17 protein-coding genes and 2 pseudogenes are annotated in these 17,558 nt (G+C 63.0%); 5 read left to right on the top strand and 14 right to left on the bottom strand.

Annotated features, from left to right (window positions below; translation table 11 throughout):
- Nucleotides 1-7: 7 nt before the first annotated feature.
- From FJ956_RS26490 to FJ956_RS30920, 12 genes and pseudogenes are all read right to left on the bottom strand, one after another.
- Nucleotides 8-235 carry a DUF2274 domain-containing protein gene (locus FJ956_RS26490; protein WP_140682157.1) on the bottom strand — a complete coding sequence of 76 codons (228 nt, stop codon included), beginning with the start codon at nucleotides 233-235 and terminating at the stop codon, nucleotides 8-10.
- Nucleotides 232-1,449 carry a TrbI/VirB10 family protein gene (locus tag FJ956_RS26485; RefSeq protein WP_140682155.1) on the bottom strand — a complete coding sequence of 406 codons (1,218 nt, stop codon included), beginning with the start codon at nucleotides 1,447-1,449 and terminating at the stop codon, nucleotides 232-234. The genes FJ956_RS26490 and FJ956_RS26485 overlap by 4 nt, the downstream gene beginning before the upstream one ends.
- Nucleotides 1,446-2,459, bottom strand: coding sequence for a P-type conjugative transfer protein TrbG (gene trbG / locus FJ956_RS26480; protein ID WP_140682198.1), 1,014 nt, complete (start codon nucleotides 2,457-2,459; stop codon nucleotides 1,446-1,448). Before trbG ends, FJ956_RS26485 begins: the two co-directional genes overlap by 4 nt.
- 86 nt (nucleotides 2,460-2,545) lie before the next feature.
- Entirely contained in the window at nucleotides 2,546-3,232 is a 687-nt protein-coding gene (gene trbF / locus FJ956_RS26475) for a conjugal transfer protein TrbF (RefSeq protein ID WP_140682153.1), read from the bottom strand.
- Entirely contained in the window at nucleotides 3,229-4,632 is a 1,404-nt protein-coding gene (gene trbL / locus FJ956_RS26470; RefSeq protein WP_140682151.1) for a P-type conjugative transfer protein TrbL, read from the bottom strand. The genes trbF and trbL overlap by 4 nt, the downstream gene beginning before the upstream one ends.
- Entirely contained in the window at nucleotides 4,629-4,985 is a 357-nt protein-coding gene (gene trbK-alt, locus FJ956_RS26465) for a putative entry exclusion protein TrbK-alt (RefSeq protein ID WP_140682149.1), read from the bottom strand. Before trbK-alt ends, trbL begins: the two co-directional genes overlap by 4 nt.
- 13 nt (nucleotides 4,986-4,998) lie before the next feature.
- On the bottom strand, nucleotides 4,999-5,748 hold the full coding sequence (gene trbJ / locus FJ956_RS26460; protein ID WP_246672183.1) for a P-type conjugative transfer protein TrbJ: 750 nt from the start codon (nucleotides 5,746-5,748) through the stop codon (nucleotides 4,999-5,001).
- Nucleotides 5,732-8,248, bottom strand: a complete 2,517-nt coding sequence (gene trbE / locus FJ956_RS26455; RefSeq protein ID WP_140682196.1) for a conjugal transfer protein TrbE — start codon at nucleotides 8,246-8,248, stop codon at nucleotides 5,732-5,734. The genes trbJ and trbE overlap by 17 nt, the downstream gene beginning before the upstream one ends.
- Before the next feature lie 13 nt (nucleotides 8,249-8,261).
- Nucleotides 8,262-8,528, bottom strand: coding sequence for a VirB3 family type IV secretion system protein (locus FJ956_RS26450; RefSeq protein ID WP_140682147.1), 267 nt, complete (start codon nucleotides 8,526-8,528; stop codon nucleotides 8,262-8,264).
- Entirely contained in the window at nucleotides 8,528-8,863 is a 336-nt protein-coding gene (locus FJ956_RS26445) for a TrbC/VirB2 family protein (protein ID WP_140682145.1), read from the bottom strand. The genes FJ956_RS26450 and FJ956_RS26445 overlap by 1 nt, the downstream gene beginning before the upstream one ends.
- A complete protein-coding gene (trbB, locus tag FJ956_RS26440; protein ID WP_140682143.1) occupies nucleotides 8,860-9,816 on the bottom strand; it encodes a P-type conjugative transfer ATPase TrbB in 957 nt (318 codons plus the stop codon). The genes FJ956_RS26445 and trbB overlap by 4 nt, the downstream gene beginning before the upstream one ends.
- A gap of 257 nt (nucleotides 9,817-10,073) precedes the next feature.
- A pseudogene (locus tag FJ956_RS30920) lies at nucleotides 10,074-10,175 on the bottom strand (CopG family transcriptional regulator); the annotation flags it as partial.
- A 152-nt stretch (nucleotides 10,176-10,327) separates the two neighbouring features.
- Between FJ956_RS30920 and FJ956_RS26430 the strand changes: the two are divergent.
- From FJ956_RS26430 to FJ956_RS26410, 5 genes and pseudogenes are all read left to right on the top strand, one after another.
- Nucleotides 10,328-11,296: a hypothetical protein gene (locus FJ956_RS26430; protein ID WP_140682141.1), complete on the top strand. Its 969-nt coding sequence runs from the start codon at nucleotides 10,328-10,330 to the stop codon at nucleotides 11,294-11,296.
- Nucleotides 11,297-11,361: 65 nt separating this feature from the next.
- Nucleotides 11,362-12,336, top strand: coding sequence for a quinolinate synthase NadA (gene nadA, locus FJ956_RS26425; RefSeq protein WP_140682139.1), 975 nt, complete (start codon nucleotides 11,362-11,364; stop codon nucleotides 12,334-12,336).
- Complete coding sequence (locus tag FJ956_RS26420) at nucleotides 12,333-13,874, top strand: L-aspartate oxidase (RefSeq protein WP_140682137.1); 1,542 nt, start codon at nucleotides 12,333-12,335, stop codon at nucleotides 13,872-13,874. The genes nadA and FJ956_RS26420 overlap by 4 nt, the downstream gene beginning before the upstream one ends.
- 2 nt (nucleotides 13,875-13,876) lie before the next feature.
- Nucleotides 13,877-14,716 (top strand): annotated as a pseudogene (gene nadC / locus FJ956_RS26415) (carboxylating nicotinate-nucleotide diphosphorylase); the annotation flags it as partial.
- Between the two features lie 642 nt (nucleotides 14,717-15,358).
- On the top strand, nucleotides 15,359-15,808 hold the full coding sequence (locus FJ956_RS26410; protein ID WP_140682133.1) for a hypothetical protein: 450 nt from the start codon (nucleotides 15,359-15,361) through the stop codon (nucleotides 15,806-15,808).
- Nucleotides 15,809-15,979: 171 nt separating this feature from the next.
- Here the strand turns inward: FJ956_RS26410 and FJ956_RS26405 are convergent, their stop codons facing one another.
- Both FJ956_RS26405 and FJ956_RS26400 read right to left on the bottom strand, forming a co-directional pair.
- Nucleotides 15,980-16,831, bottom strand: coding sequence for a hypothetical protein (locus FJ956_RS26405; RefSeq protein WP_140682131.1), 852 nt, complete (start codon nucleotides 16,829-16,831; stop codon nucleotides 15,980-15,982).
- Between the two features lie 265 nt (nucleotides 16,832-17,096).
- Nucleotides 17,097-17,555, bottom strand: coding sequence for a CopG family transcriptional regulator (locus FJ956_RS26400; RefSeq protein WP_140682129.1), 459 nt, complete (start codon nucleotides 17,553-17,555; stop codon nucleotides 17,097-17,099).
- Nucleotides 17,556-17,558 lie beyond the last annotated feature (3 nt).

Below are 17,558 nucleotides of genomic sequence, written 5' to 3'. Positions count from 1 at the left end.
CGCAAGACTAGCTGGCCTCCAGGTCACGCCGCGCTTTCCTGAACGCCCGGTCCGTTGCCATGAACCGTGTCAGCATCGGTGCAATCAGCTTTGCCGGATCGGCAATTGCCTGGCCAGTTTCATGGGCGAGTACCTCGGCATAGGCGAGAAGATCGCGATGCAAGGCGGCGGGCACTTCGATTGTGATCTTGACGGGCCGGTCGTCGGGAATTGCCGAGAGCTTCAGCTTGGTCATGACGGATCCTTTATTGGGCCGTGCGGCAAGAGCACAAGATCGCGATTGACGATGACACGAATAGGAAAACCCGGGCGGACGGTTAGCGTCGGCTGGACATCGAGCTGGCTACGCACGACCTGCTGACCGAGAGAGCTCAGCGAATCTTGCGAACCCTGGCGAATAGCCCTGGCAATGTCACTTTCGTTGTTACTCGAGCCAAGCGACGTCCCAACTCCAAGCAAAGTCGACAACGCGGCGGCCCGAAAGAGCTGGCCCCAGTGATGATCGACGCTGTCCTCCAATCCCGAGAACCCTTGCGCGTCGGCGCCCTGTTGTCGCTCCAGGACAATTGAGGTGCCGCCAGGCATGATCAAGCGATTCCAGACCAGCAGGACCCTCGATTGGCCGAAGGCAACCTGGCTGTCGTACTGGCCGATCAGTTTTGCTCCCTGGGGTATCAGCAGATACGCACCAGTCGGGCTGTCGTAGACATTCTCCGTAACCTGGGCGGTGATCATCCCTGGAAGGTCGGAGCGGATGCCGGTGATGAGGGACGCAGGAATGACCGTGCCGGCCTGCACGACATATGGCGACGCCTGCTTGCTGAGACGGTCGGGACTGACGGTGCGTCGATCCGGCTCCGCATTGACGAAGGCGAGCTTACGATCCTGCATGCCTTGCGTTGCACCCTGATCATCGGCGCCTTGAAGCTCAAAGGGCGGCGTAGGGCCGGAAACGGTGCCCTTGACGGTATTTGCCGCTCCGGCTTCGGCCTGTGCCGAAACTGGACGCGTGTTGGTATCGGCAAACAACTTTGCGACGCGAGCAGCCTCGATTTCCGCTAGGCGGCGTTGTTCTTCCGGATCTGCGCGCGGTGTGGTGATGTCCGGTATCTGGGTCTGCTGGCCACGCTCTTGCGCGCGCAAGATCGGGCGTCCGAGATCACCGGGTAAAGCGGGACCGAGTTTCGGAACGCCCGAATAGTCTTTCGGCAGACCCTGCAATCCGTCGGCGATCGTTCGGTTTTCCGTGGTGAATAGTTCGGACGACTGTTGCTTGCCGCGCTGCCGGGTATTCAAGGCCCAGATCAGCGAGCCAAGGATTGCAGCACTGGCGACGGCGCCCAGGCCGATGAGCACCTTGCGCGACAGGCGTGTCACCCGGGTCGGCTCAGGTCGCAGGCGTAGTGCGGCCCTGATATCCGGGTTCGATGGATCGGTAGTGCCGCTCATCGGAACAGCCCCACGCTGCGCTGGGACAGTTTTCCATCGGTGCGCACGATCCGGACCCGCTTTTCGCTCGTCTTGTCGCCCAGCCTGAGTTCGGCCGCGGCGAAAAGTCGGTCGACGACATAGTAGTTCTGGCGGGTGCGATAGTTGACCAACTCCGGCCCACCCGAAGGACCGATCACAAACAGAGGTGGCATTTCGCCTTGACCGATACCTGACGGAAACTCGATGTAAACCTTGGCCCCGTCATCGAATGCGCGAAGGGGCCTCCACGGCGCGACATCGCCCTCGATGCGGTAGCGAAAATTGAGTTTCTGGATGTCGACACCCGACGCAATCGGCTGGGCGGCCAGAGCCTCCGCATTCTGGCGCCGGAGTGCGATCAGCTGGTCCTGCGGGTACTGCCAGGAGACCGAAGCCATGTAGGTCTTGTCGGTCGAGCGCAACTCCAGATGATAGGTGCGGCGGTCACTGTTGATCACGAGATTGGTCTGAAGGTCGGGGCGCGTTGGCTTGACCAGAATATGGACCTGCCGGTTGTCCCCTGCCCCGCTTACGGTGTCCCCGACAATCCACCGCACGGTATCGCCGGCCGCCACCGGTCCGGACCCGACCAGTTGCTCGCCGGGCTGCAACGCGATGTCAGTAACTTGCCCCGGCGCTGCATAGACCTGATAGAGAGCTCCCTCGCTCCAGGGATAAAGCTGGATGGCGTTGACGAAGCCGGCGCGCACAGGCTGCATCCGCGCCGCCTCGTTGGCGCTCGCGATCCGTGCCCTCGGGTCGACCGGCTCGGACTTCTCCTTGCCGTCACCGACCTGCTTCAACTGACCGGGCAGCGGCAGCGGCTTCGGAAGCTCAACGACCTCCACCGGGCCCGGTGGATCGACCTTCAGAACCGCCGACGCAGCATCGTCGTAGCGGATCGCCGGCGGAAAATATTTCTTCCCGGCGCAGCCGGCGAGCAAGGTCGCCGCAAGCAACGCCGCGACCGGTGCCCGGATCGGAATGATGTGTTTGCGGCCAGACTTCCGATCATCGGTGCCATTTCCGCGAACCGCATTCGCAATATAGTTTCTCACTGGCGTTTCTCCCGACGTCACAAAAATTCCTTCGACCAGTTGATGGCGTTGACGTAGACCCCGAGCGGATTGGCTCGTAGCCGTTCTTCGGTACGCGGCTGCTCTACGATGATGGTGAGGATGGCGCTCCAGCGCTCTGTCCGAGCGAGACTGCCGTTCTCGAAATAGCGCTCTGTCCAGGCCAGGCGAAACGAGTCGGGCGAAGCGCGAATGACGCTCGATACCTCAACGACAACTTGGGTTTTGCCGATCTTCTCGAAGGGATCCGCAGCTCGCGCGTAGTCGTTTAAAGCAATTGCGCCGCGATCGGTCGTGTAGTCATAGGCTCTCAGCCAGTCCTGTCTGAGCACGACGGGGTCGTCTGGAATGCTGCGCACCGCCTCGACGAAACGAGCGAGATGCCAGGCTATCTGCGGATCGGTCGGGCGATAGTTGGAGACGGCGGGCGCAACGGCCAGCGCTGCGCCGAGCTTGTCGACTTCGACGACCCAGGGCACGATGGTGCCTAGCGTCGACTGCCAGACGAGCGCGGAAGCAAAGCCGCCGGCCAGGATGAGTGAGCCGAAGGCCATGAGCCGCCAGTTCTTTGCCTGCACGCGGGCGGAGCCGATCCGGTCATCCCAGACCTGCGCTGCCTTCTGGTACGGCGTTTCGGGCTCTGGCGTGCGGGCATAGCGCACGGAGGGGCGCTTGAAGAGATTCATTTGCGATCATCCTGGTTGAGATTGACGGACATCGAGCCGCCGCCATGGTCGCCGGAGCGGACCGCATGGGCAGCGCCGCTGACGCCGTGATTGATGGTGCTGCCGCGCTTCATGCGCCTGGCCCATTCAGGCGGGGACTGCCGCGCGGCGTCGGAACCAGTGACAGCACCCGTGCCGGCGGCTGCGGTCGGCGAACCACCGGAGACCGCGTCGCTGGCGGCGGCGGCGTGACCTGGATTGACCTCGTTCTTGCCGCCAGTCGCGCCCCATGCGGCAGCCTGTCCCGAACGGAAGCTGGAACGCACGGATTCAGAGGCGCGCGCCGCCGCTTCCTTGCTCCGGTTGAGAGCAAAACCGGCCCCTGCCTTGGCCACCCCGGCGAATGCGGCTGCGCCGCCGCCTGTCCCGGTCGTTCCCACCGAAGCGTCACCAAGGCCGTAGGCAGTGCGTGTACCGCCCGCCAGAGCGGCACCGCCGCGTGCAGTGCCGCCGACCGCGCTTGGGGCCATGCCGATGCCGGCACGGGCGCCCATGTAGCCGGCAGCACCCAGACCAGCGGCGGCAAGACCGGTTCCAACAGCCGAACCTGCCCCGAGCTGCGGCGCGCCGGAGACAAGCCCCGTCGCGATGCCGGGACCGAAGATCGAGAGCCCCATCAGGGCCAGCGCGCCAAGAACCAGAGACAGGGCATCGGTAATGGAAGGCTGGTTGCCGCCGAAGCCGGCGGTGAACTGATTGAACAGACCGGAGCCGATGCCGACGATGACGGCAAGCATCAGTATCTTGACGCCGGAGGCGACGATGTTGCCCAGAACCTTTTCGGCGAGGAATGCCGTCTTGTTGAGCAGCGCGAAGGGGATCAGCACGAAGCCGGCAAGCGTGGTCAGCTTGAACTCGATCAGCGTAACAAAAATCTGGACCGCCAAGATGAAGAACGCGATCAGAACGATCGCCCACGCGGTCATGAGCACGACGATCTGGACAAAATTCTCGAAGAAGGAGACGTAGCCCATCAGTTCGCCAGCGGCGTTAAGGATCGGGTTGCCGGCGTCGATGCCCACTTGTGCCACCCGGCCCGGCTGGAGGAGCGCTGAGCCAGAGAGCGAGGAGCCGCCCGCCTTGAGGCCAAGCCCGGAAAAACTCTCGAAGACGATGCCGGCGAGGCGATTGAAGTTGCCGATGACGAAGGCGAAGAAACCTATATAGATTGTCTTGCGGACGAGCCGCTGGAGCACGTCCCCGTCGCCGCCCCAGGCCCAAAACAGTCCGGCGAGCGTGATGTCGATCGCGATCAGGGTGGAGCTGAGAAACGCCACATCTGCGCCCAGCAGCCCGAAGCCGGAATCGATGTAGCGGGTGAATGTCTCGAGGAACTGGTCGATAATCCCTGTATTGTTCACGGCGACACCGGCTGGCTGACAGGCGGGGTGACCGGCTTCTGAGGCGTGCTCGTCTTGTCGCCCTCGCAAAAGCGACCGGGTGCCGGCAAGACGGGGCGATTGGAGCCGTCAAGGCCGAGGAATCGGCGCCGGCTCTCGGCCCACGCCCTCTGGCAGCCGTCATCGTCGACGGCCGCGATGCCGAGATCGCGGCAACGGGTGAGTTCAAGGTTGGCAGGCTCGCCGCCCGGATGTCGGAGGCTGTGGGAGGCGGCATTCTCCATGCCGTGGCCTCGCAGCGCCATGATGGCGGCAGTCATGGCGGCGATAAGGGCTAGAACGGCAAGCATCCGGGCGGCGATCTTCATGTTCATGATGGCGCGCCACTCAGTTGTGGAACATCTTGACGGTGGTCGGGCTGTAGTCACTGCCAGCCATGAAGCGGCTGAACTGCTCGCGCGCCTGTTCCTGGGCAGCAGCACGGCGCGCGGATTCCAATGCGGTGGCGCGCCCCTGCGCAGCCATCATCGCGGTGAGGTCGGCAATCTGGCTTGTCTGCACGGCAAGGAGCTGATTGCCGGCCTGCGTCGCCTGCAGCACGCCAACAGCCGCCTGGCTTGCATCGACCAGCGATGTCGTCTGTTGCCGTGTGCCATCGATGTTGCCGACGGCGACTGCGCCGGTCTTGAGCGCGTCCTCGAAGGCCGAGACGGAACCCTGCCAGCGCTCTCGGGCGCCGTCGACCATCTGTTGATCGGTCAGATTCGATCCGAAGTTCTGGTAGGTGTCCTTGAACTGCTGGTCGATGTCCCGGACGCTGTAAGCAAGCCTTTGCGCCTGCCCCAGGAGACCCTTCATCTCGGCGAAATTGCCCTCGATGCGGTCTAGCATCGAGGTCGGCAGCGAGGTGAGGTTCTTCGCCTGGTTGATCAGCATCTGCGCCTCGTTCCGCAGCGAGGTGACCTGATTGTTGATCTGCTCCAGCGCACGCGACGCGGAGAGCAGGTTTTCTGCATAATTCCTAGGATCAAAGACAATAAATGCAGATCCGGGGACCGGCTTGAGCGCGATCGCGAGAGCAACAAGACTAGCAGTGAGTCTTTCAAGCATACGACGGCGGCTAGCCATGGGTTTCATGATTGATCTCCTTTTCGGATTGGTCGCCAGCGTTGGTCAGATTGAGAAGGTCGGCCGCCCATGCGAGGCCGCGATGCGTGAGCCACGCTTCGAGGAAGTGTTTGTGGGTTGCCTCAGTGAGAGTGCGATCGATGGCCGCCTGGTCAGTCTTCGACGATACGGCGCAAAGTGCCAGCGCGATCGGGCCTAGGCCGAGTTCGAACAACCGGTTGCCGCGGCGCGACTGGCAGTAGTAGTGGCGCTTGGGCGTCGCCCTTGCCACGATCTCGATCTGCCGGTCGTTGAGACCAAAGCGGCGGTAGATGGTCGTGATCTGCGGCTCGATCGCGCGCTCGTTCGGCAGGAAGAGCCGCGTCGGGCAGCTCTCGACGATCGCCGGTGCGATTTTGCTGCCATCGATGTCTGACAGCGACTGGGTGGCGAAGATGACGGAAGCGTTCTTCTTGCGAAGCGTCTTCAACCATTCGCGGAGCTGGTCCGCGAAGCCGCCATCGTCCAGGGCGAGCCAACCCTCGTCGATGATGAGCAAAGTCGGGCGGCCGTCCATCCGCTGCTCTATGCGGTGGAAGAGATAGGCGAGCACGCTCGGCGCGGCCGCCATGCCGATCAGACCTTCGGTCTCGAAGGCCTGAACGGACGCCTGGCCTGGATCCTCGTACTCGGCGTCGAGCAGACGGCCGTAGGGCCCGCCGACACAGTAAGGCTTGAGCGCCTGTTTCAGTGCCGACGATTGCAAAAGGACAGACAGGCCCGTCAGCGTCCGCTCTCCGATCGGCGCTGAGGAGAGCGAGGTCAACGCCGACCAGAGGTGCTCTTTCACTTCCGGAGTGGCAACGACGCTCTCGCGTGCGAGGACATCAATCAGCCAGTCGGCGGCCCAGGCCCTCTCCGGTGTGTGGTGTATGCCCGCGAGTGGCTGGAGAGAGACCGGATTTGCATCGCTGGCGAGTTCGGAAAGCGAGAGCCGCATCAGCGGATCGTCTTCGTCGCGATGGCGCACCGCATTGCCACCAAGATCCTGCCAGTCGCCACCCATGGCAAGCGTTGCCGCCCGGATCGAGCCGCCGAAGTCGAAGGCGAAGACCTGGGCTTGCTCATAGCGGCGAAACTGGAGCGCCATCAGCGCGAGCAGCACTGATTTTCCGGCGCCTGTCGGACCGACGACCAGCGTGTGACCGACATCGCCGACATGCAGTGAAAAGCGAAACGGTGTTGCCCCTTCGGTCCTGGCATAGAAGAGCGGCGGCGCATTAAAATGCTCGTCTCTCGCCGCCCCTGCCCAGACTGCCGACAGTGGGATCATGTGCGCCAGGTTGAGGGTGCTGACCAGCGGCTGACGGACGTTGGCGTAGACATGGCCGGGAATGCTGCCGAGCCAGGCTTCGATCGCATTGACGCCTTCGACGATAGAGGTGAAATCTCTGGCCTGGATAACCTTTTCGACCAGCCTCAGCTTCTCGTCGGCGATTGTGGGATCGGCGTCCCATACCGTTACCGTCGCAGTGACATAGGCTCCGCTGACCTCGTCGGCGCCCAGGTCCTGCAGTGCTGCGTCAGCGTCTGCGGCCTTGTTGGCAGCATCGGTGTCGAGCAGCACCGAAGCTTCGTTGGTCATCACCTCCTTGAGGATTGCCGCAACCGACTTGCGCTTGGCGAACCATTGCCGCCTGATCCTGGTGACGAGCCGCGTGGCGTCGGTCTTGTCGAGCATGATCGCCCGAGTCGACCAGCGGTAAAGGAAGGCAAGCTGGTTGAGGTCGTCGAGGATTCCCGGGAACGTCGTCGTCGGGAAACCGATGATAGTCAGCGTGCGCAGATGGAATTCGCCAAGCCTCGGCTCGAGTCCACCCGCGATTGGCTGATCGGCCAGAAGCGCGTCGATGTGCATCGGTGTCTCAGGCACCTGCACGCGATGTCGCCTGGTCGATATGGTCGAATGCAGGTAAGTCAGCGTCTCGCCATCACTGAGCCACTCCGCTTCCGGCACGAAACCTTCGACCAGGTTCAGCACCCTGTCGGTGCGGTCGACAAAACCCTTCAGCAACTCCCAAGGGTCGACGCCACTTCGTTCGCGCCCCTCGTATAGCCAGGCTTCGATGCGTGAGGCTTCCTCGGCCGGCGGCAACCAGACGAAGGTCAGGAAATAGCTGTTCTCGAAGAGCAGCCCGGATTCTTCAAATTGCTCGCGCCGCTCAGTCTCAACCAGCTCCGATGCCGGATCCGGAAAGCGACTCTCGGGATAGTCGGTGGCCGGATTGCGCTGCGCCTCGACGAAAATCGCCCAGCCCGAGCCGAGACGGCGCAGCGCGTTGTTGAGGCGCGCGGATGTGCCGACCAGTTCGGCCGGCGTGGCGCTGTCGAGATCAGGACCGCGGAACCGTGCCGTCCTCTGGAAGCTGCCGTCCTTATTCAGGACGACGCCGGGCGCGACAAGCGCTGCCCAGGGGAGGAAGTCGGACAGGCTGGCGGAGCGCCTGTGGTATTCGGCCAGGTTCATCATGGCGAACAAAACCTCAGACACCGAGATGGGTCGGATAGCGCAGGTGCCGGCGTACCACGTCGACGAACTGCGCGTCGCGCCTGGCTGCCCAGACCGCTGCGAAGTGACCGATCGCCCAAATGAGCAGGCCGGCGATCCAGAGCCGCAGGCCGAGGCCAACTGCGCCGGCGAGCGTGCCGTTGGCGATGGCGACGGCTCGCGGTGCGCCGCCAAGGAGAATCGGCTCGGTCAGCGCACGGTGAACGGGGACAAAGAAGCCGCGGACGTCATCTTCCAACATCAGATGAGCGCTCCGCCGCCGAAGGAGAAGAACGACAGGAAGAACGAACTGGCCGCGAAGGCGATCGACAGGCCGAACACGATCTGGATCAGCCGCCTGAACCCGCCGGCAGTGTCGCCGAAGGCGAGTGTCAAACCGGTGGTGATGATGATGATCACGGCGATGATCTTGGCGACTGGACCCTCGACGGATTCGAGGATCTGTTGAAGCGGCTGTTCCCACGGCATGGACGAACCGGCGGCGTGCGCAGGAACTGCGGTCAGCGCAGTCGCAGAAATCAGCACGATCGCACGCACAAGACGGCAGCGGATGGTTGCGAGGATGGAAGGTCTCATTGGTCTTCTCCTGTCGGAAGGCATCGCGGAGTGGATTCGCGTTGGGCGTTGAGAGTGCGATAGTCGCCATTCGTCGGGTCGAGCCCCTCGACGAGAGCGACCTCGACGAGGCGGCGGGCGGAACCGCGACCGGACAGAACGGCGATGAGTTGAATGGTGTCCGCGATCAGCGCGCGCGGCACCGTGATCACGGCCTCCTGCACAAGTTGCTCAAGCCTGTGCAGCGCGCCGATTGCAGAGCTGGCATGGATGGTGCCGATACCGCCCGGATGGCCAGTGCCCCAGGCTTTGAGAAGATCGAGCGCCTCGGCGCCGCGAACCTCGCCGATCGGAATGCGATCCGGCCGCAGACGAAGCGACGATTTTACAAGATCGGAAAGCGAAGCCACCCCATCCTTGGTGCGCAGTGCCACGAGATTGGGCGCTGCGCACTGCAACTCGCGCGTATCCTCGATCAGCACCACGCGATCGGAGGTCTTCGCGACCTCTGCCAGCAATGCGTTGGTCAAGGTAGTCTTGCCGGTCGACGTGCCGCCGGCCACAAGGATGTTCTTGCGCTTCTCGACCGCGAGCCGCAGCACGTCGGCCTGAGACTTCGTCATGATGCCGGCGGCGACATAGTCGCCGAGCGTGAACACCGCGACGGCCGGTTTGCGAATGGCGAAGGTCGGCGCCGTGACAACGGGCGGGAGCAGCCCCTCGAACCGCTCGCCAGTCTCCGGCAACTCGGCCGAGACGCGAGGCGAACTGGGATGCACCTCCGCTCCGACGTGATGTGCGACCAGACGCACAATGCGCTCGGCGTCGGCCGGGATCAGTATTTCTTCGGTGGCGACGAGGCCTTCACGGAGGCGGTCGACCCAGAGCCGGCCGTCCGGGTTCAGCATCACCTCGATGATCGAAGGGTCTTCGAGATAGCATGCAATGGCCGGACCGAGCGCCGTGCGCAGCATGCGCGCGCCGCGCGAGACCGCTTCCCTGCCGGGATGATGATGAACTGCCACGATGGTCCCCGTTGTGGGGCGGCGCACGACCTCGCGCCGCGAACGGGGATGATTAGAAGAGACAGGACCGCAGTCCTTGCAACAACCAGTTCAGGGTGATCCCGCTCCGGCGTGAATTGACCTGCGGGATTCGGTCCGAGGGCTTGGCAGTCAGCGGGCGGAATCCGGCCCGGAACCAGAATCGCCTCTTCGCCCTGAGGTGTTGCCGGCACGTCCTCGGCGATCTCCTGCCTCAGCTTCGGCCCCTTGGCCAACCAGCGGCCGAGCGCCGCTACGAAGCCATCGTAGCACTGCACGCCCTTTGCGCGGCACTCGATCGTCTGGGCGCAGCGAGTGCGAGACCTGCTCGATATGGCGGAGTGAGCCCGGTGCCGTTGACGGAGAGAGCAGTCGCAGTACACCTTCGCAGCGATCAGACTCAGCCTCTAAGACCAGGGCTGGCTAAAGCGCCCGAAAGATCATGCAGGATCAGACAGCAGCAACCCGCAAGGGAAGACCTCCGGCCAAGGCCCACGACGCACACGTGGACTTGATCGCGGTGGTCGTGGCAGTGACGGATCAGGAACCTAGCGTTCTCACCGTCGGCCAGGCCAATGCTTTGCCATCGGGGCCGTTCGAGCTTGGCCATCGATCCCTGCAATCTGGTCTGAGGGCATGGGTGGAACAGCAGACTGGTCACCAGCTCGGCTATATCGAGCAGCTCTATACGTTCGCCGACCGCGACCGGATCGGCGAGCAGCGCCAGCAGCGGGTGATCTCGATCAGCTATCTTGCCCTGACGCGCGCGGAACATGCCGCCGGCCCAAGCAAGCGTGCCTGGCGAAGCTGGTACGATTTTTTCCCTTGGGAAGACCACCGCTCCGGCGCCCCGCCGGTGATTGCGGACACGCTCCTGCCGCGCCTTCTGGCCTGGGTGGACGAGCGTGATCACGATCCATTGAAGCGGGAGCGCTGGCAACGGGCTGCAATCGCTTTTGGCTTTGACGGTCGCGACTGGAACGAAGAACTCGTCCTGCAGCGTTACGAGCTCCTCTACGAGGCAGCCTTGGTCGAAGAGGCCACGCGCGGGTCGGAGCCAAATAAATCTTTGCCGATATCCGGGATCTCTATGATAGCCGACCATCGGCGCATCCTGGCGACCGGGATCGCACGGCTGCGTTCCAAGATCAAATACCGACCCGTCGTGTTCGAGTTGATGCCGCCCGCATTCACTTTCCTGCAATTGCAGCGCACCGTGGAAGCGCTGTCCGGAAGGCTGGTCCACAAGCCGAACTTCCGGCGCCTCATCGAGCAGCAGGAACTGGTCGAGGAAACAGGCGAGACGACCGCCGATACCGTCGGACGGCCGGCGAAGCTGTTCCGCTTTCGCCACGCCGTTCTTGACGAGCGGGTTGTCGCAGGGACGAAATTGCCACTATCGCGCGCTTGACAGCATTTATTCTCACAATAAGAATATGCCAAATTATACTCATTTAGAGAATAAATGGAGCGCCGATGTCCGTTTCGCTTTCGACCGCCGCGTCCCTCTACGATCGCGTCCGACGGGTGATCCCGCCAATCGAATGGCCAGCCTTTACCGGCGACATCGAAGCCATCCTCGAGTTGAAACGCGAGCGCAATGCCGTCATCCTGGCGCACAACTACCAGACGCCCGAGATATTCCATTGCGTGGCCGATATCGTCGGCGACAGCCTCGCGCTCGCCCGCAAGGCAATGGCGGTCGACGCGGACGTCATCGTGCTCGCCGGCGTGCATTTCATGGCCGAGACTGCCAAGCTCCTCAACCTGGGCAAGACCGTGCTCATTCCGGATCTCGGTGCCGGCTGCTCGCTGGCCGACTCTATTACCGCTTCGGACGTGCGCCTGATGCGGCAACGCTATCCCGGGGTGCCGGTCGTGACCTATCTCAACACCTCCGCCGCCGTGAAGGCGGAGTCCGACATCTGCTGCACCTCAGGCAATGCGCTGGCGATAGTGGAATCCCTTGGCGTCGCACGCGTGATCATGCTGCCTGACGAATATCTGGCAAAAAACATCGCGGCGCAGACAAAGGTCGAGATCATCGCCTGGAAGGGGCATTGCGAAGTCCATGAGCGCTTCAGCCCCGCCGACATAAGCGAGCTTCGCCAGGCGCATCCCGGCGTCACAGTGCTTGCCCATCCCGAGTGCCCGCCGGAGGTTGTCGCGGCGGCGGATTTCGCGGGGTCGACCACGGCCATGTCCGACTATGTCGCACGGCACAAGCCGGCGCGCGTCGTGCTGATGACGGAATGCTCGATGAGCGACAACGTCGCCGTCGAGCATCCCGACGTCGACTTCGTGCGCCCATGCAATCTCTGCCCGCACATGAAGCGCATCACGCTCGCCAACATCCGCGCCGCGCTCGAGCAGAACCGCCACGTCGTGACCATCGATCCGGACGTCGCCGAGCGGGCGAGCCGGGCAGTGGAGCGGATGCTCGCTGTATGACCATCCACGAGTTCCACGGCCGCCCGATCATCATCGGCGGCGGCATTGCCGGACTGATGACGGCGCTGCATCTCGCACCGGAGCCGGTCGTCCTCATTTCCAAGGCCTTGCTGGGAGACGAGGCCTCCAGCACGCTCGCCCAAGGCGGACTTGCGGCCAGCCTCGGCAGCGATGACTGCCCGGACCTGCATCTTGCCGACACGCTTGGGGCAGGCGACGGGCTTTGCGATGAGACGGCAGCAAGGCGCGTCGTCGAGGCGGCACCGCGAGCGATCGAGCATCTCGCGCGACTGGGCGTTGCTTTCGACCGAGCGCCCGACGGCACGTTGCTGCTTGGGCTCGAAGCCGCGCATTCGCGCCGGCGGATCGTCCATGCCGGCGGCGACGCCACTGGCCGTGAACTGGTCCGGGCGCTCGCCGCCGCCGCGCGACGGACGCCCTCGATCACCATCCTCGAAGGAGTCGAAGTCCGGCACCTGTTTGCCGAGGACGGCGAAATCGCCGGCGTGCTTGCCGTCGGAAACGGCGACGCGATGACGCTCTCGACGAACCGCGTGGTGCTCGCGACCGGTGGCATTGGCGGGCTGTTCAACCATACGACCAACCCGCTCGGCTCGTTCGGCCAGGGCCTGGCGCTTGCCGCGCGAGCCGGCGCGGAGTTCGCCGATCTGGAATTCGCACAGTTCCACCCTACAGCGCTCGATGGCCCGCGTCGCCCGATGCCGTTGGTGAGCGAAGCGGTGCGTGGAGAAGGCGCGATCCTGGTCGACGACCGCGGTCGGCGCTTCCTCGCCGACACACCCGGCGGGGAACTTGCGCCGCGCGATGTCGTGGCGCGGGGCGTGTGGCGCGAGCTTGGCGCCGGGCATCGCGTGTTCCTCGACGCGAGTCGGTGTCTCGGGCCGAGATTCGCCGTGCACTTCCCGGCGATCGCATCGCTCTGCCGCGAGGCCGGCATCGATCCTGCCTTGCAGCCGATCCCCGTGCGTCCGGCGGCTCACTATCACATGGGCGGCGTAGCCGTGTGTGCCGACGGCCACAGTTCGGTTCGCGGCTTGTGGGCCTGCGGCGAGGTCGCCCGGACCGGGCTGCATGGGGCCAACCGGCTCGCCAGCAACTCGCTCATTGAAGCCGTGGTGTCCGCCGCTTGGGTCGCGGCAAGCGTCGCCGCCTCGTCCCCGGGCATGCCGAGACGGCTGAAGCCCGCGATCGTGCCGCCGCAAGCCGATGGCTCGCGCATCAGGCCGATCGTCTCGCATGCACTCGGCATCGAGCGCGACGGCGAGACGCTGCGTAATGCGGCAAGAGCCCTGGCGCCGATTGTCGCCGGACGCGATGCCGCTTCCGATCCCGCATTGGTCGCGCTGATGATCACAATCGCCGCCCTTCGCCGCGAGGAAAGCCGGGGCTCGCATTTCCGGACCGATTTCCCCCGACGCGATGCGCAGCCGAAATCGCTGCGGTTGACGCTCGACGAGACGTTCGCGGCGGCAGCATTCCTTTCCGACACTGCCGTGCTGCGCGGCAGGAGGGCTTGACCTTGACGCTGTCGCCGCTGCCGCGCGTGATGGTGGAGCCGCTGGTGCGCTTCGCCCTGCTCGAGGATCTGGGACGCGCCGGCGATCTCACCACCGACGCGATCGTTCCCGCCGACGCCACCGCGACGATGGTGCTCGCGACAAGGCAGCCGGGCGTGATCGCCGGCATCGATGTCGCCGCCCTCGCCTTCGAGCTGATCGACCCCAGGGTCGAAATCACCGTGATCCATCCAGATGGCACCGTCATCTCGGCCGGCGACGTGATTGCGACCGTGCGCGGACCTGCCCGCGCGCTGCTGACAGCCGAGCGGTCGGCGCTCAATTTCCTCTGCCATCTGAGCGGCATCGCCACGCAAACCGCGGCGATCGTCGACGCCGTGCGCGACCACAAGGCCAGGATCGTGTGCACGCGCAAGACAACCCCTGGCCTGCGTGCGCTGGAGAAATACGCCGTGCGCGCCGGCGGCGGCGCCAATCACCGCTTCGGCCTCGACGATGCCGTGCTGATCAAGGACAATCACATCGCGGTCGCCGGTGATATCGGCACCGCCATCGAGCGGGCGCGTACCCGTGCCGGCCACATGGTCAGGATCGAGGTCGAAGTCGACACGCTTGAACAGCTCGACCTCGCGCTCGCGGCCGGGGTCGACGCGGTGCTGCTGGACAACATGTCGGTCGAGCAACTGGCCGATGCGGTGGCAATCGTCGGCGGCCGCGCGGTCACCGAGGCATCCGGCCGCGTGACCGCGCAGACGGCGCGCGCGATTGCCGCAACCGGAGTCGATTTGATTTCCGTCGGCTGGATCACACATAGCGCACCGATCCTCGATATCGGGCTCGATTGGATGAGTTCTAATCGCTGCCTCCAAGTGGGCGACACCCTTACTCTACAGGAGGGTATGCCGAAATCGCTCGGCGGCAGGTCTCTGGGCATTCGAAGGTCCGAATCTGAATATGAGCCAGGCGCACCGCGTGAGCCCGCTTCTCGTGATCGTAGTGAATTGCCACGATAATCTCCGTTCAACGGCACCACACGAACTCGCGCCGCGAACGGGGTGATTAGAAAAGGCAGGATCGCGGTCCTTGCAACAACCAGTTCAGGGTGATCCCGCTCCGGCGTGAATTGACCTGCGGGATTCGGTCCGAGGGCTTGGCAATCAGCGGGCGAAAGCCGGCCCGGAACCAGAAGCACCGTCTTCGACCGGCGGTGCTTCTGGTTCGTCCTCGGCGATCTCCTGCATCAGCTAGGGCACGGCATCGTGTATGGCTGTTGGATGTTGCGGCCTCAGGTCTAGTGCCGAAAACTTTGATAAACCTGTTAAAACAGCCAACCAGGTTGTCAACAGGGGTAAATCGCGCATGTTCACAATTTTATCAAATGTAGATTGACATGTTTGCCACGATGGCATATGTTGATCGAATGGATTGGGGGGAATTCCCCATTGTAGACGACTTAATGCGATTTGACATAGGAGGATTTCAAAATGTCGGTCATTGACAAGATCAAAGACCAGATTAGGCGTGGAGCAGTTCATCAGGGGGTTGCCGTCGTCTTGGCGAGGCAGCCTACCCTCGGGAACAACATCAACGTTGCCGATATCCAGGCGCAGTATCCTGGAAACTCGGACTACGTCCCTTCCGCAGTAAAGCACTTCATGGAAACCGGTCTTGGCCGTTACTACAAAAGGAAGGGTGGGCTCTCCACTGCGTCGTTCTTCGATCCCGATCAGGCACTCACCCAGATCAGGGCGGCGCTCAATCAGCTGTCGATCGCCTTCGATATCAAAGAGAGCGGCACGACGAAGGAGCCGGAGGACGTGCAGTTTGATGACGAAAGGCATTCTGAACTTGACGCATACGATCAGGCACGCATTGCAGCCGCGAAAGCCCTGGGGGTCCGGCCGGAGAGGCTCCATATCCAGTTTCTGCCCTAGGCTTCCGGCGTAAATCATCGATGCGGCGGCTCAGTGCCGCCGCATCGGCACCCCCCTACGGAGGCAATCGCGACCTTTAAGGTGAAGGATGCCGGCGGCGGGCCTTTTACTGCCTGAACTCCGCCGCAAGCGGATCGTCTTAAGAATATTGGTGATCTGCTTAGCCGACCCTCAAAGGCCTTGGACAGATGGAAAGAACCGTTGCCTTGGCTCCTCAACGCCAGGAATGTTCTGGATCAGGTCCTTCACTGGGTTTCGGCCGGAGTACACCAAGTGCCTTTCCTGACTGTAGACATCCAAGATTTTTGGCTTCTCCGTCCTGAAAAAGATTTGCTTCCGCGCATAAACTTGAATTGCATGGTTTAACCGGTCGGCTTCATCGCCATTGATAACCAGCGTGAAGAACCGAGGAAGCGTGCGGTAGCTCATGGGCCTTACGAGTAAGGCCGCAATATTTGGGGTGAGCGGTGCAAGGAGGGTCGGGGAATGCATGGTATTTAATGGGGATCGGATGTTGTGATAAAACCCGTCGCCAAAAATGAACTCCCTGTTTGGCGAGTAGATTGCCACAAACTTTCCCCTGATCCCGATCTGCTTCACGGCCTCCTGATGCGTGTGTTGCATGTTAAGGCCAATGAGGGCGTTCCGCTCTGCTCCTTGCAGCGGACCCCGATAGTGCTCAGCTACGCTGACCGCGCTTTCCCGGTTCATCGGGCTTCGAACCGCAAGCGAAATCATGCCTTCGGCCAGCTTCGCTAAATCGTCGTCAGCTACCTCTAACGGCCTAAATCGAGCGGCGAGCGGCTTTGGGCTTGCCGCTTCGTCACGATCTAAAATTTGTAGCCACCGAATGACACTGGGGAAGTTATTGTCTGCACTTCCGAAAACGCCTTCGAAGTCCTGATCCCATGGCGTTGCCTCTCCTGGCTGCCCTAAGCGTATTTGATGGCCGTTTCCAATGACGCCGAGGTTCTTGGGAGGCATGCTTTTCACGCTGCCGTCAGGTCTTAGCCATTTCGTCATGCCAGCTTCATTCTTCCAGAAAGCGGAGACCCCTTCCGGCCACCAATGATGACGTGCAGCTTTTAGAGTGGCCAAGTTAGTGAGCCTCAATAGCCTAGTGATATGCGAGCGCTTAAGGCAATCTGCATACGGTGTGCAACCTCAACAACATCACCACCAGCCAAGAGGCGATGCGTCAACAGGCGTCTGCCCAAGGATCGCTGTTCCAGGGCTGCAACACCTCCGGCGTGAATTGACCTGCGGGGTTCGGTCCGAGGATTGGCAGTCAGCGGGCGGAAGGCGACCCCGAACCAGACTCATCCTCTTCGTCCTGAGGCGATGCCGGCACATCCTCGGCGATCTCCTGCCTCAGCTTCTGCCCTTTGGCCAACCGGCGGCCAAGCGCTGCGACGAAGCCATCGTAGCGCTGCAGGCCTTTGGCCCGGGCCTCGGCCTGCACGGATTCCGGCAGCGCCGGCGTGGAGGAAAGCCAGAAGCGAACGAACAGCGCCAGCGTCTCGGTTGCGATGCCGATATCGCGCTCGACGCGCTGGGTGCGCCGGTCGATCTGATCCAGGCGGCGCGTGACGGCCGCCTCCTTACGCTCGGCCGCGTCCGGCGATAGGAAGGAGGCAATAGCCGCTTCCGTGATCAGTGACAGGGACACGTCGCGCCTGACCGCATAGTCGGCAAGCGCATTCATCAAGTCCGGATCGAGATAGGCCGAGAGTCGCTTCTTCTTCATGGC

This window comes from Mesorhizobium sp. B2-4-3 (genome assembly GCF_006442815.1).
GTDB lineage: Bacteria > Pseudomonadota > Alphaproteobacteria > Rhizobiales > Rhizobiaceae > Mesorhizobium.
Note: the sequence above shows the minus strand (reverse complement) of the source record. Positions and strands in the feature narration are given on the sequence as shown.